Raw genomic sequence first — 14,395 nt, forward strand, 5'->3', positions numbered from 1 at the left:
GCATTGCATCACACGCCGTTGGGAAATGCATTACCCTCGGACCGCTTTGCCCCCTTTTTACAGTCCGATAGGCAGTGATCCAGGTAACAATGCTACCCGCCGGTAACGAGGATTGCCACTATCGGATCGTCTCGTCGGATTTCCCGGTACCGGAAGTACCAGTATTTCGGAGAAGGAGAATCGCTTCGTCGTCGCCGAGCTGATGGAAGTCGTCGTAGGCGGCGCCGACGCTGTCGGTGTCCACCGGCGTCCACGGGCAGATCACCTCGTCGGCCGTCCGGCCGGCCCGGCGCAGTGCGTCGGGGGAGGCCACCGGCACCGCGAGGACGACCCGGGTCGCTCCGGAGGCGCGCGCGGCGAGGCATGCCACCGCGGCCGTCGCACCTGTGGCGATGCCGTCGTCGACGACGATCGCCGTGCGGCCCTCCAGCGGCACCCGGGTGCGGCCGGCACGCAGGCAATCGGCACGTCGAGCCAGTTCGGCCAGCTCGCGTCGCTCGACGGCCGCCACGGATTCGGGGGCGATCCGCCCGCGCCGGATCACGTCGTCGTTGAGGACCCGGAAGACGGCGTCCTGCGTGGTCGATTCCCCGGCGGTTCCGGGACCCGGTCCTTCGGCGATCGCGCCCATCGCGAGTTCGGGATGCCAGGGCACGCCCAGTTTGCGCACCACGAGGACGTCCAGGGGCGCATCGAGGGCTGCGGCGAGTTCACGGGCGACGGGAATGCCGCCGCGAGGTAGTGCGAGGACCACCGGGTCGGCGTCGCGCAGGTGCCCGGCCGACCGAGCGAGTCGCCGGCCTGCCTCCTCGCGCGTGGCGTACCCCACACCTCCAGTATGGGACGGTCCGCCCGGGCGGGCGAGCATTCACCGCCCGGACGGACCGAGGGGATCTCGGTCGAGCTCGCCCGACAGGTACGAGTGGTAGGCGGGCAGATCGAGCTGGCCGTGGCCGGACAGGCCGATCACGATGACCTCGGGTTCGGTGAGGCCCCGCGCGTACTCCGCGGCCGCGGCGATCGCGTGCGACGACTCCGGCGCCGGCACGATGCCCTCGTTCCGGGCGAAGAGCACCGCCGCGGAGAAGGCATCGGTCTGTGCCACGGACTGTCCCTGCACGTAGCCGAGCTCGACGGTGTGGCTGAGCAACGGCGCCATGCCGTGATATCGCAGCCCGCCGGCGTGGATCGGATCCGGGATGAAGTCCTGGCCGAGGGTGTGCATCTTCAGCAGCGGGGTCAGACCCGCGATGTCACCGTGGTCGTAGCGGTACTCGCCGCGGGTGATCGACGGGCACGCCGCGGGCTCGACGGCGACGACACGCGTGGTCGCCCGCTCGTGGATGACCTCGCGCAGGAACGGGAACGACAGGCCGGCGAGGTTCGAACCGCCGCCCGCGCAACCGAAGACGACGTCGGCCTGGTCCTCACCCGCGGCCCGCAGTTGCTCCACGGCCTCGAGGCCGATGACGGTCTGGTGCAGCACCACGTGGTTGAGCACGCTGCCGAGGGTGTAGCGGGCGGCGGCGTCCTTCACTGCGACCTCCACGGCCTCCGAGACCGCAATGCCGAGCGAGCCGGGTGTGTCCGGGTGCTCGGCAAGGACGGCGCGACCGGCCTCCGTCAGGTCGGACGGGCTGGGATGTACTGTGCCGCCGTAGGTCTCGATGAGGAAGCGGCGGTAGGGCTTCGAGTCGTAGGAGGCGCGGACCTGCCACACCTCGAGATCGATACCGAACTTCGCGCACGCGAACGACAGGGCCGAACCCCACTGTCCGGCACCGGTCTCCGTCGTGAGCCGGGTGACGCCGTCGAGCGAGTTGTAGTAGGCCTGTGCGACCGCCGAGTTCACCTTGTGGCTGCCCACCGGGCTCACGCCCTCGTACTTGACGTAGATGCGGGCCGGGGTGCCGAGTGCCTTCTCGAACGAGCGGGCGCGGAAAAGGGGCGTGGAGCGGTAACCGGCGTAGACCTCGCGCACGGCCTCCGGGATCTCGATGTCGGTCTCGGTCGACAGTTCCTGCTCGATCAGTCCCGAGGCGAACAGAGGTGCGAGATCGTCGGCGGTGATCGGTTCGCGGGTGCCGGGGTGCAGGTGCGGCGGCGGGGCCACCGCGAGGTCGCCGACGATGTTGTACCAGTGCGTCGGAATACCCGAATCGGCGACGGACGGGGGTGTCGCGGACGCGTGCGCGGAGGGGGAAGCCGTCACTGTGGAATCCTTCGGTCGAGGACGGTGAACCTGCCCAGTGTGACGCGCCCCGGGTGCCGGCGACGGGGTGGGGTGAGTCATTGTTCGCGCGCTCGAGCCCAGGTCGCGGCCGGGTCCGGGCGCGAAGAGGTGAGTTCATCCGATAAACTGCTGGTCAAATGAGTGATATTCAAGACGCCCCCGACCAGGAGACCGCAGCTCTCACGTTTGCCGATCTCGACATCGATGCACGTGTGCTGCAAGCTCTTTCGGATGTGGGTTACGAGTCCCCGTCGCCGATCCAGGCGGCGACCATCCCACCGCTGCTGGAGGGACGGGACGTCGTCGGTCTCGCTCAGACCGGCACCGGCAAGACCGCCGCCTTCGCGGTGCCGATCCTCTCGCGTATCGACACCTCCGTGAAGCGGCCCCAGGCGCTGGTGCTGGCGCCCACCCGCGAGCTCGCGCTGCAGGTCGCGGAGGCTTTCGGTAAGTATTCCGTCCATATCCCGGGCCTGTCCGTCCTGCCCATCTACGGCGGTCAGGCATACGGTGTACAGCTGTCCGGCCTCCGCCGCGGCGCCCAGGTCATCGTCGGCACCCCCGGACGTGTGATCGATCACCTCGCCAAGGGCACCCTCGACATCTCCGAACTCGAGTTCCTCGTCCTCGACGAGGCCGACGAGATGCTCACCATGGGCTTCCAGGAGGACGTCGAGCGCATCCTCGCCGACACCCCCGACACCAAGCAGGTCGCGCTGTTCTCCGCGACCATGCCGGGCGCGATCCGCCGGCTGTCGAAGCAGTACCTGAAGGATCCGCAGGAGATCACCGTCAAGTCGAAGACGACGACGTCGGCGAACATCTCCCAGCGCTGGGTTCTCGTCTCCCATCAGCGCAAGCTCGACGCGCTGACCCGAATCCTCGAGGTCGAGACCTTCGAGGCCATGATCATCTTCGTGCGCACGAAGCAGGCCACCGAGGACCTGGCCGAGCGCCTGCGCGCCCGCGGTTTCTCCGCCGCCGCCATCAACGGCGACATCGTGCAGGCCCAGCGCGAGCGCACGATCAACCAGCTCAAGAACGGCACGCTCGACATCCTCGTCGCCACCGACGTCGCCGCGCGTGGTCTCGACGTCGAGCGCATCAGCCACGTCGTCAACTACGACATCCCTCACGACACCGAGTCGTACGTGCACCGCATCGGCCGCACAGGCCGCGCCGGCCGCACCGGCGACGCGCTGCTGTTCGTCGCTCCGCGCGAGCGTCACCTGCTCAAGGCGATCGAGCGGGCCACCCGCCAGCCGCTCGCCGAGATGCAGCTGCCCACCGTCGAGGACGTCAACGCCCAGCGCGTATCGAAGTTCAACGACTCGATCACCGAGGCGCTCGCCTCCGATCACCTGCAGCTGTTCCGCACCTTCATCGAGGACTACGAGCGTGAGCACGACGTGCCGCTCGCCGACATCGCGGCCGCGCTGGCGGTGCTGTCTCGCGACGGCGAGTCGTTCCTCATGGAGGCCGAACCCGAGCCGGTCGCACCGCCGCGCCGCGAGCGCGAACCGCGCGAGCGTCCGCCGCGTCGCTTCGACGACGGGCCGAAGGTCGGTCGCGACGGCCAGGAGATGACCACCTACCGCATCGCCGTAGGCAAGCGTCACCGCGTGCAGCCCGGTGCGATCGTCGGTGCCATCGCCAACGAGGGCGGACTGCGCCGCGGCGATTTCGGGCACATCAGCATCCGTGCCGATCACAGCCTCGTCGAGCTGCCGAAGGATCTGTCGCCGCAGACCCTCGACGCGCTGCGCTCCACCCGAATCTCGGGCGTGCTCATCCAGCTGCAGCCCGACTCCGGCGCACCGTCCGGACGTCCCAGCTCGTATCGCGGACGCGACGACCGTCGCGGCGACGATCGACGCGGGGGAGACCGTCGCGATCACGGCAAGCGCGATCGTGGCGGCAAGCGCGAGTACGGCGACAGCCGTGGCGGCCGCTCCGGCGACTTCACGCACCGCAGCGACCGCAACGATCGTGGTGGTCGCGGCGGATACCGCGACTGAGACCGCCGGCCGATCCACTCGGCCGGGACGTCGGCGGTGGCACCGTCGACGTCCCGGCGCTCATGCGTCGAGTATGGGGGCTCCCACCGATACCTTCGGTCCCGAATCGGCGAACTGCGTGCGGTACAGCTCCGCGTAGCGGCCGCCCGCCGCCAGGAGATCGTCGTGGTTGCCGCGTTCGACGATGCGCCCGGCCTCGACGACCAGGATCTCGTCGGCGGCGCGGATGGTCGACAGGCGGTGCGCGATGACCACCGACGTGCGACCCTCGAGCGCCTCGGTCAACGCCTCCTGCACAGCGGCCTCCGAGGTCGAATCGAGATGGGCGGTGGCCTCGTCCAGGATCACCACCCGCGGATGGGCGAGCAGCAGTCGCGCGATCGTCAGCCGCTGACGCTCACCACCCGAGAGCCGGTAGCCGCGTTCGCCGACGACCGTGTCGAGTCCGTTCGGCAACGACGCGATCAGGGGCTCGAGGCGTGCGCGACGTAGGGCGTCCCACAGTTCGTCCTCGCCGGCTTCGGGGCGGGCGAGCAGCAGGTTGTTGCGGACCGTGTCGTGGAACAGGTGACCGTCCTGGGTGACCAGCCCGACCGTCGCGCGGATCGAGTCGGCGGTCAGTTCGCGGACGTCCGCTCCGCCGAGCAGCACGGCGCCGGAATCGACATCGTACAATCGCGGGATCAGTTGTGCGATGGTCGATTTGCCCGCGCCGGACGATCCGACCAGTGCGACCATCCGGCCCGGTTCCACGCGGAACGACACGTCGCGCAGCACCTCTTCGCCGCCCCGCGAATCGAGCACCGCGACCTCCTCGAGGGAGGCGAGCGAGACCTTGTCGGCGGACGGATACGCGAAGGTGACATCCCGGAGTTCCACCGAGACCGGACCGTCGGGCACCGGCCGGGCGTCGGGCGACTGCTCGATCAGCGGCTTCAGATCGAGGATCTCGAAGACCCGCTCGAAGCTCACCATCGCACTCATGACGTCCATGCGGGCGCTGGCCAGCGCCGTCAGCGGCGAGTACAGGCGCGTGAGGAGCATCGCCATCGCGACCACCGAACCGGGATCGAGCTGGTCGCGCAGGGCATAGAAACCGCCGAGGCCGTAGACGAGTGCGAGCGCGAGCGCGGACACGAGTGTCAGAGCGGTGACGAACACGCTCTGCAGCATCGCGGTGCGCACCCCGATGTCGCGGACCCGTTTCGCCCGGACGGCGAACTCCCTCGACTCCTGTGCCGGACGGCCGAACAGCTTGACCAGGGTGGCGCCTGGAGCCGAGAACCGTTCGGTCATCTGCGTGTTCATCACCGAGTTGTGGTTGGCGGCCTCCCGGCTGAGCTGCGCGAGCCGGGCGCCCATGTGCCGGGCGGGAATCACGAAGATCGGGAGCAGCAGCAGTGCGAGAAGGGTGATCTGCCAGGATATCCCGATCATCACCACCAGGGTGATCGCGAGGGTGACGATGTTGCCGACCACGCCGGACAGGGTGTCGCTGAAGGCACGCTGCGCACCGATGACGTCGTTGTTCAGGCGCGAGACGAGCGCGCCCGTACGGGTTCTCGTGAAGAAGGCGACCGGCATGCGCTGCACGTGGTCGAAGACCGTGGTGCGCAGATCGAGGATGAGATCCTCGCCGATGCTCGCCGACAACCAGCGGTTCGCGATCCCGAGGCCGGCCTCGATCAGTGCGATCGCGGCGATGATCACCGCGAGCAGCACCACGACCGAGACCGCAGCGCCGTCGACGATCGCGTCGATCACCCGCCCCGCGAGTACCGGTGTCGCGACGCCGAGCGCCGCGATGGTCACGCTCAGGACGAGATAGAAGGTGATGTTACGGCGGTGCGGCCGGGCGAACTCGGCGATCCGCCGCAGGCTCGCTCGGGAGAACGGCCTGCGGTCGCTCTCGGCGTGCATCGCGTTGTACATCGCGTTCCACGCGGTGACTTCCATGCTCATGGTGTCGGCCTCCTCGGGTCGCAGCCGAGGCTAGGACCTCGAGTGCGCTCGAGGTCAAGCCTAGGCTCGCACCACGACAGAACGAGGCGTCAGCGAGCCACGTCGATCACCACGCGGGTCGGTCCGGTGAGGGAGTACACCGAGAACGGCGTGCCGTGCGCGGCGACGCCGATGAACGACTGGGTGACACCTTCGAAGACACCGGACCCGCTGACCTCCACCACGGATCCGCCGGCATCGGCGAGCACGGGATCCGGGCCGTCGTACGGCTCGACACCGCTGTCGAACGGATAGGCCGAGCCGTCGATGAGCACCTGCAGCACGGCGTCGCCGGCGACGGGGACCTCGTTGCCGCTGCCCTGCTGGAGTGCCTCGTCGACGTAGCCGACCCGCCACCCCGGTGTGCCCTCGCCGCCGAGTTCGTAGACCACGCGGTCGAAGCCCTCGTGACGTCCGGTGCGGATGTCGACGACCGTGAGTTTTGCGCCCTCGCCGGCCGGGGAGACCTTCTCGCGCGCGTCGCGCGGGACCTCGTCGGAGGTGGTGGTCTCGGGAGCCGAGGACGTCGGCGTGTCGACCGAGACGGCGGGGGAGGGTGCGGGCTCGTCGGCACCGGCGGAGCATCCCGCCAGGACCAGTGCTGTTGCGGTGACGGCCAGGGCGAGACGCGTGTGCTTCATGGGACTCATGGTACGTCGGAGCTCCCGTCGGCCACTGGCGACGCTCGCGGGGGTTGACCGGATCGAGACGTGAGGCGCACAATTCATCCGAGGATGATTTCAACACTCGATGAATTGAGTGGATCATGGCCATCGACCACATCTCCGACGCTGTCGACATCCGCGATCTGCACGTTCGGCGTGGCACCCATCGAGCTCTCGAGGACGTGAGCGTGCGCGTCCCGCGCGGGGCGATCACCGGACTGCTCGGCCCCTCGGGCTGCGGGAAGACCACCCTGATGCGCACGATCGTCGGCACCCAGATCGTCGAATCCGGCACGGTCACGGTGCTGGGCCTGCGCGCGGGCAGCGCCGAACTGCGCCGCCGCATCGGTTACGTCACCCAGTCGCCGAGCGTCTACCCCGACCTGACCGTCACCGAGAACGTCTCCTATTTCGCCTCCCTCTACGGGCGGAAGGGCGCCGCGGTCGCCGACACCCTCGCGGCGGTCGGGCTCACCGACCACGCCGGCAACCGGACGGCGGCCCTCTCCGGCGGTCAAATGGGCCGGGTGTCGCTCGCGTGTGCGCTGGTGGGCGATCCCGAACTGCTCGTGCTCGACGAACCCACCGTCGGACTCGATCCACTGCTGCGCGCCGAACTGTGGGAACACTTCCGCGCACTCGCCGACCGCGGCACCACCCTGCTCGTGTCGAGCCACGTCATGGACGAGGCCGGCCACTGCGACGAGCTCGTCCTCCTGCGCGAAGGCCGGCTGGTGGCCCAGCTGACCCCGGCCGAGCTGCGCGAACAGACAGGGGAAACGGGCCTCGAGAACGCCTTTCTCCGACTCATCCGGAACCGGACGGGAGCACGACCGTGAGCGCCGTCATCTATGCCACCACGACCACCCGCATCCTGCGTCAGTTGCGAGCCGACCATCGCACCGTCGCGATGATCGTGCTCGTCCCGAGCCTGTTGATGACGCTGCTGTACTTCATGTACCAGAACGCGCCCACCGGCCCGGGCGGAGTCTCGCTGTTCGACCGGATCGCCGTCACGATGCTCGGGATCCTCCCGTTCGTCGTGATGTTCCTGGTCACCTCCATCGCGATGCAACGCGAACGCAGTTCGGGCACCCTCGAACGGCTTCTCACCACACCGCTGACGAAACTCGACCTGCTCGCCGGTTACGGCAGCGCCTTCTCGCTCGCGGCGGCCGTCCAAGCCGGTCTCGCATGCGTGGTGGCCTTCTGGCTGCTCGACGTCACCAGCGCCGGATCCGTGCTGTGGGTGCTGGTCGTCGCGGTTCTCGTCGCCGTCCTCGGGGTCTCCCTGGGGCTGCTGTGCAGCGCCTTCGCCCGCACCGAGTTCCAGGCCGTGCAGTTCATGCCGGTGATCGTCATCCCGCAGTTCCTGCTGTGCGGGTTGCTCGTCGCCCGGGACGATCTGCCCGACTGGCTGCGCTGGATCAGCAACGCACTGCCGTTGAGCTACGCGGTGGAGGCGCTGCAGGAGATCACCGTGAATCCGGGGGTCACCGCCGTCATGGTGCGGGATCTGATCGTCGTCGCGGCGTTCGCCGCCGCGGCCCTCACACTCGGTGCGGCGACGCTGCGCCGTCGCACCCCGTGACGAGCGAGGCCGGGACGCGGCGCCCCGGCCGCCGTCCCGGGAACTCGGGCGCGCGCGGCGACATCCTCGCGAGCGCCCGGGAACTGTTTGCCGCCAACGGTTTCGACAAGACGACGGTGCGTGCGGTAGCGGCCCGTGCAGGGGTGGACCCGGCGCTCGTGCACCACTACTTCGGCACCAAGCTGCAGCTGTTCACCGCGTCCATCGCGCTGCCGGTCGATCCGCGCGACGTCCTCGCCCCCGTCTACGCGGCCGAACCCGAGGATCTCGGCCGTGCCCTCACGACCGCCCTTCTCGGTGTGTGGGACTCCCCGCACCGCGACGCGGCCGTGGCGATGTTCCGTGCGCAGATCGCCGGGGGCGACAGCGGTCTGATCCGCTCGTTCCTGCTGGAAGTCGCGCTCGCACCGCTGTTCGAGCGTATCGACCGACCCGTCGGCACCGGCCGGCTGCGGGCCGAACTGGTGGCCACCCAGATGACCGGGATCATGCTGGTGCGCTACATCATCGGACTCGAACCGCTCGCGTCGATGTCGTCGGAGCAGCTCGTCGAGATCGTCGCCCCCACTGTGCAGCGCTATCTGACCGGCGACCTGCCCGGCATGTGACCGCAGCTTCGGGGGCGTGCGCTTCGGTCGGAGACAGAGGCGCGCCGTCGACACGGTGCATCGGTCCGCGCACGACGCAAACGTAGAACGGAGTGTGTCGTCAGGTCGAGTGCTCCCGCAGGAAGGCGATGTCCTCGGCGAGTCCCTCCGCCGGGGTCTCGAGCACGATCGGTGCGTCGGCCTGCACCGCGATCTCCGCGAGCAACTGCGGATCGATCTGCCCGTCGGCGAGATTGGCGTGCCGGTCGCGGGCCGAATCGAACTCGTCACGCGAATTGTTCAGGTGCACCAGATCGATCCGGCCGGTGACCGCACGCACCCGTTCGACGACACCGACGAGATCCTCACCGCCCGCCCAGGCGTGGCAGGTGTCGAGGCAGAAGCCGGGACCGTAGTCGCCGATGGCGTCCCACAGACATCCGATCGCGTCGATGTAGCGGGCCATCGCGAAGTCGCCGCCCGCCGTGTTCTCGACGAGGATCGGCACCCCGAACCCGCCCTTGTCCTCCTGCCGTTCGAACAGCTTGCGCCAGTTCTCCACCCCGGCGGCGACGTCCTCACCCGCGCGCACGTGCCCGCCGTGGACCACCAGCCCGAGCGCACCGATACGCGCGGCCGCCTCGGCGTGGTCGGCGACGGCCTTGCGCGACGGCATCCGCACCCTGTTGTTCAGGCTCGCTACGTTGATGACGTACGGCGAGTGCACCACCACGTCGACGTCCGATGCGAGGATCTCCTCGGTGCGCGGATGCTCACCGGGCTTCGTCCATTTCTGCGGGTCCGACAGGAACACCTGCACCAGATCGGCACCGAGATGTTCGCCCTGACCGATGGGATCGTCGTCCTGCCGGACGTGCGCACCTATCCGCATGTGCCACAGGTTAGGGCAGTGTCCCGCCGACCGGGACCGCAATACCCGGACGTGCCCGGAATCTGCTCGACTCCTCGCATGGGCACACTCGAAGGCGGCAAACTCGACGGCAGGGTCGCGCTGATCACCGGCGCAGGTCAGGGGATCGGTCAGGGGGTTGCGTTCGCGCTGGCCCGCCAAGGTGTGGCCATCGCGGTCGCCGGCCGGACCGAGTCGAAGCTGATCGACACCGCCGAGCAGATCCGCGCCTTCGGTGGCACCGCCGAGCCGGTCGTGTGCGACATCGCCGATCCGGATGCGATCGCCGCCGCGGTGGACCGCACGGTCAGAGCCTTCGGAGGTGTCGACATCCTCGTCAACAACGCGAGCTTCAATCCGCTCGGGCCGCTGCTCGACCTGAAGCCGGCCGTGCTGGAGAAGGCGTACCGCTCGGGTCCGCTCGCCGCGCTGCACGCCATGCAACTCGTCCACCCGATCATGAAGGAACGCGGTGGCGGGTCGATCGTCAACATGGTCACCTCCGCCGCGGTGCGCTGGGACGCGAGTGGTTACGGCGGCTACGCCTCGACCAAGGAGGCACTGCGGTCGCTGACCCGCACCGCGGCATCCGAATGGGGAGTCGACGGCATCCGAGTCAATGCCATCGCCCCGCACGCCCTTTCGCCGGGCCTGAAATGGTGGACGGAGAAGAACCCGGAGGAGGCCGCCGAGTTCGTGCAAACCATCCCGCTCCGCCGCATCGGCGACCCCGAAGAGGACATCGGGCGCGCCGTGGCGTGGATTGTGAGCGACGACGCACGCTATCTCACCGGCGCGACGATCCCGCTGGACGGGGGTCAGGCACGCTGGGCCTGAGCCACCGCCCCGGCATACACCCGTATCCCCGAATCGAAGATCGGGGTCATCCCCGATGGTGCGGTGGTCCCGGCACCGGGAAGATGGGTGCATGCCACTGCACTCGGCCCCAGCAGCCCGCGCCCAGGACCTGAAGAAGATCTACGGAACCGGAGAAACCGCGGTACACGCCCTCGACGGTGTGACCGCGGATTTCGCCGCCGGTGAGTTCACCGCGATCATGGGCCCCTCCGGATCGGGCAAGTCGACCCTCATGCACTGCCTCGCAGGTCTCGACAGCGCGACCTCCGGAGCGGTCTTCATCGGCGACACCGATCTGACGACCCTGTCCGACAAGGGGATGACCCAGCTGCGGCGCGACCGCATCGGCTTCGTCTTCCAGGCGTTCAACCTCGTCCCCACCCTCACCGCGCTCGAGAACATCACCCTGCCGGTGGACATCGCGGGCCGCAAGATCGATCAGGAATGGCTCGACACCGTCGTCACCCGTCTCGGTCTCACCGACCGTCTCGGACACCGCCCCGGCGAATTGTCCGGTGGCCAGCAGCAGCGTGTCGCGTGCGCGCGTGCCCTCGCGGGCCGGCCGGAGATCATCTTCGGCGACGAGCCGACCGGCAACCTCGACTCCCGCTCGTCCGGTGAGGTGCTGTCCATCCTGCGGGCGGCCGTCGACGAGTTCGACCAGACCGTCGTGATCGTCACCCACGACCCGCGCGCCGCCGGCTACGCCGACCGCGTGGTGTTCCTCGCCGACGGACGCATCGTCGACGAGATGCGCGAACCGACGGCCGAACGAGTGCTCGACCGGATGAAACAGTTCGATCCCGCCTCCGCGGCTCCCGTGGCGGAATAGGAGACACCGCGATGAGTGGGAATCCCATCCGCAGGGTTGCCCTGCGCAACCTCGCCGCACACAAGGTGCGGCTCGCCCTGACCGTGCTCTCCGTGGTGCTCGGCACGGCCTTCATCACCGGTTCGTTCGTCTTCACCGACACACTGCAGCGCACCTTCGACGGCATCTTCGGCGACGTCGCCCAGGGCGTCGACGTCCGCGTCAGCACCGAGCAGTACGGCACCAGCGGTGTCCCGATCGAGGCCGTCGACCAGGTCGTCGCCCTCCCCGGCGTCGAGCGCACGTCCCCGTCGATCGGTGGCGGCATCATCGTCCTCGACTCCGAGGGCGCCGCGATCCAGACCGGAGGCGCACCCGCCGAGGGTTACGCCTACATCCCGCCCGACCGTCTCGTCGGCGAACCGGAGACCTTCGTGGCCGGTGGACCACCCGCGGAGAGCGGGCAGATCGCGCTCAACGAGAGCGCGGCCGAACGCGGTGATCTCTCGATCGGCGACAGCACGACCGTGCTCACCATCTCGCAGGGCATGGTGCCGGTGACCGTCAGCGGCATCTACGAACTCGAGACCGACACCGGCGGCTACATCGGTGCGTTGTTCACCGAGGAACAGGCATCCCAGCTGTTCACCGACGGCCGGCACATCGGCTTCCTCGACGTCGCAGGCGACGGTTCGCTCTCGCCCGAGCAGCTGCGCGACGAGATTGCGGCAGCGCTGCCCGAGCTGAAGGTGCAGACCGGAGCCGAGGTCACCGAGGAGACCAAGTCGCAGGTCGCCGAGGCCCTGAACTTCCTCAACTACTTCCTGCTCGCGTTCGGCGCGATCGCACTGCTCGTCGGCACGTTCATCATCTACAACACCTTCTCGATGATCGTCGCCCAGCGACTACGCGAACTCGCCCTGCTCCGCGCGATCGGCGCGAGCCGCAAGCAGGTCGGCCGGTCGGTCACCCTCGAGGCCTTCGTCGTCGGTCTGATCGGCAGCATCATCGGTATCGCCGCGGGCGTCGCGCTCGCCTACGGTCTGCGCGCGGCACTGAACGCCGCGGATCTCGGACTGCCGTCGGGCCCGCTGCAGTTGTCCCCGCGCACCGTGATCGTCGCGCTGCTCGTCGGCGTGGTCGTGACGATGGTCAGCGCCTACGCCCCGGCGCGGCGCGCGACCCACGTTCCGCCCGTCGCCGCGATGCGCGAGGAATCCACAGCGACCGTCGAGTCGCTGCGCATCCGCACGATCATCGGTGTGCTCTGCGCGATCGTCGGTGCGGCACTCGTCGTGGTGGGCGCACAGCAGGTCGGTGGCGGCGCGGCCGCGACCGTCGGTATCGGCGCCTTCCTGCTGATCCTGTCGGTGCTGTTCGCGGCGCCGGCGTTGTCCCGGCCCGTCGTGAACGCGCTCGGTGCGGTCTTCGCTCGGCCGTTCGGGGCGATCGGCCGGCTCGCGCGCACCAATGCGACCCGCAATCCGCGTCGCACCGCCGCGACCGCGTTCGCCCTCACCCTGGGACTGATGCTCGTCTCCGTCATCGGGGTATTCGGGTCGTCGGCGAAGGCCAGTGTCGACGCGCTCGTCGACAACGGGGTCGAGGCGGACTTCATGCTCACCGGGCCGCAGATGTTCGGTGTCCCGGCCCCCGCCGCCGAGGCGGTCCGCGGAGTGGACGGCATCGAGGAGGTCGTGCCCGCCTACGGCGTGCAGGCCAAGATCGACGAGGACTTCGAGTTCGGCACCGGAGCGGGCGGGCCCCTCCAGGACGTTCTCGACCTGGACATGGTCGCGGGAGCCTTCGAGGTGACCGGGAACGAGATTCTCGTCTCGCAGACCTCGGCGGACGACCACGGCTGGGAAGTGGGCTCCACCGTTCCGCTCACCAGTCGCGACGGCGACACCGTCGACACCACGGTCGCCGGCATCTTCGCCGACAACCAGCTGATCGGTCCGTGGGTCGTCTCGCAGGAGCTGTTCGAGCAGTTCACGCCGCCGAACAACCGGTCGGCGCTCGTCGTCCTCATGAACACCGTCGACGGTGCCGATCCGGAGACCGTGCGCGCGTCGATCGAGGAGGCCGTCAAGGACTACGTGATCGTGCAGGTCCTCGACCGTGAGCAGTTCAAGGGTCAGCAGGCGCAGCAGATCGACATGCTCCTCGCGATCCTCTACGGCCTGCTCGCCCTCGCCGTAGTCATCGCCATCCTCGGCATCGTCAACACCCTCGCGCTGTCGGTGGTGGAACGGCGGCGGGAAATCGGCATGCTCCGCGCCGTCGGTATGCAACGCGCCCAGGTGCGTCGCACGATCTACCTGGAGTCGCTGCTCATCGCGGTCTTCGGCGCGGTCGTGGGTGTCGTGCTCGGTCTCGCGTTCGGCTGGGCGTTCGTACGCACCCTCGCCGATCAGGGACTCGACATCATCTCGGTGCCGTGGTCGCAGGTCGTCGGCATGCTCGTCGCGTCCGGCATCATCGGTGTCCTCGCGGCGCTGTGGCCCGGCCAGCGTGCGGCGAAGACGCCGCCGCTCGAAGCGATCAGCGACATGTAGGCAGAAAGTGCAGGTGGACACGAGTTGTCCACAGGCAGTGGAGTTGTCCACAGCGGCCGGGGCCCCGGGCCGGGGGGGGGGGGGGGGGGGGGGGGGGGGCGGGGGGTTTGGGGGGGGGGGGGGGGGGGGGGGGGGGGGGGGGGGGGGGGGGGGGGGGGGGGGG

Annotated in this window: 12 protein-coding genes; 7 read left to right on the forward strand and 5 right to left on the reverse strand. The window is 69.0% G+C overall.

Going from position 1 to position 14,395, the window contains the following annotated elements:
- Nucleotides 1-118: 118 nt before the first annotated feature.
- Nucleotides 119-829, reverse strand: coding sequence for a phosphoribosyltransferase (locus A5767_RS01565; protein ID WP_024103477.1), 711 nt, complete (start codon nucleotides 827-829; stop codon nucleotides 119-121).
- Nucleotides 830-868: 39 nt separating this feature from the next.
- On the reverse strand, nucleotides 869-2,212 hold the full coding sequence (locus A5767_RS01570; protein ID WP_064255826.1) for a TrpB-like pyridoxal phosphate-dependent enzyme: 1,344 nt from the start codon (nucleotides 2,210-2,212) through the stop codon (nucleotides 869-871).
- Nucleotides 2,213-2,370: 158 nt separating this feature from the next.
- On the opposite strand from A5767_RS01570, the gene A5767_RS01575 reads away from it, so the two are divergent.
- The gene (locus tag A5767_RS01575) at nucleotides 2,371-4,251 is read left to right on the forward strand and encodes a DEAD/DEAH box helicase (protein WP_006553923.1); all 1,881 of its coding nucleotides are present in this window, start codon (nucleotides 2,371-2,373) and stop codon (nucleotides 4,249-4,251) included.
- A gap of 60 nt (nucleotides 4,252-4,311) precedes the next feature.
- Here A5767_RS01575 and A5767_RS01580 read toward each other — a convergent pair whose 3' ends face one another.
- Nucleotides 4,312-6,213 carry an ABC transporter ATP-binding protein gene (locus A5767_RS01580; protein ID WP_064255825.1) on the reverse strand — a complete coding sequence of 634 codons (1,902 nt, stop codon included), beginning with the start codon at nucleotides 6,211-6,213 and terminating at the stop codon, nucleotides 4,312-4,314.
- Nucleotides 6,214-6,302: 89 nt separating this feature from the next.
- Nucleotides 6,303-6,893: an AMIN-like domain-containing (lipo)protein gene (locus A5767_RS01585; RefSeq protein ID WP_064851496.1), complete on the reverse strand. Its 591-nt coding sequence runs from the start codon at nucleotides 6,891-6,893 to the stop codon at nucleotides 6,303-6,305.
- Nucleotides 6,894-7,018: 125 nt separating this feature from the next.
- Here A5767_RS01585 and A5767_RS01590 point away from each other — a divergent pair, with 125 nt between their 5' ends.
- From A5767_RS01590 to A5767_RS01600, 3 genes are read left to right on the forward strand one after another with little or no spacing between them, the layout of a single operon-like run.
- Nucleotides 7,019-7,756 (forward strand): ABC transporter ATP-binding protein, encoded by a 738-nt coding sequence (locus A5767_RS01590; protein WP_064851497.1) that lies wholly within the window; start codon nucleotides 7,019-7,021, stop codon nucleotides 7,754-7,756.
- On the forward strand, nucleotides 7,753-8,508 hold the full coding sequence (locus A5767_RS01595; RefSeq protein WP_033097325.1) for an ABC transporter permease: 756 nt from the start codon (nucleotides 7,753-7,755) through the stop codon (nucleotides 8,506-8,508). Before A5767_RS01590 ends, A5767_RS01595 begins: the two co-directional genes overlap by 4 nt.
- Nucleotides 8,505-9,116: a TetR/AcrR family transcriptional regulator gene (locus tag A5767_RS01600; protein ID WP_019288104.1), complete on the forward strand. Its 612-nt coding sequence runs from the start codon at nucleotides 8,505-8,507 to the stop codon at nucleotides 9,114-9,116. Before A5767_RS01595 ends, A5767_RS01600 begins: the two co-directional genes overlap by 4 nt.
- Nucleotides 9,117-9,216: 100 nt before the next feature.
- Here A5767_RS01600 and A5767_RS01605 read toward each other — a convergent pair whose 3' ends face one another.
- Nucleotides 9,217-9,987, reverse strand: coding sequence for a deoxyribonuclease IV (locus A5767_RS01605; RefSeq protein ID WP_064851498.1), 771 nt, complete (start codon nucleotides 9,985-9,987; stop codon nucleotides 9,217-9,219).
- A 78-nt stretch (nucleotides 9,988-10,065) separates the two neighbouring features.
- On the opposite strand from A5767_RS01605, the gene A5767_RS01610 reads away from it, so the two are divergent.
- From A5767_RS01610 to A5767_RS01620, 3 genes are all read left to right on the forward strand, one after another.
- On the forward strand, nucleotides 10,066-10,842 hold the full coding sequence (locus tag A5767_RS01610) for an SDR family NAD(P)-dependent oxidoreductase (protein WP_064851499.1): 777 nt from the start codon (nucleotides 10,066-10,068) through the stop codon (nucleotides 10,840-10,842).
- Nucleotides 10,843-10,933: 91 nt separating this feature from the next.
- Entirely contained in the window at nucleotides 10,934-11,695 is a 762-nt protein-coding gene (locus A5767_RS01615; protein ID WP_006553930.1) for an ABC transporter ATP-binding protein, read from the forward strand.
- Nucleotides 11,696-11,706: 11 nt separating this feature from the next.
- On the forward strand, nucleotides 11,707-14,232 hold the full coding sequence (locus A5767_RS01620) for an ABC transporter permease (RefSeq protein ID WP_064851500.1): 2,526 nt from the start codon (nucleotides 11,707-11,709) through the stop codon (nucleotides 14,230-14,232).
- The last annotated feature ends 163 nt before the right edge of the window (nucleotides 14,233-14,395 follow it).

The organism is Rhodococcus sp. 852002-51564_SCH6189132-a, from assembly GCF_001665495.1.
Taxonomy (GTDB): domain Bacteria; phylum Actinomycetota; class Actinomycetes; order Mycobacteriales; family Mycobacteriaceae; genus Rhodococcus; species Rhodococcus pyridinivorans.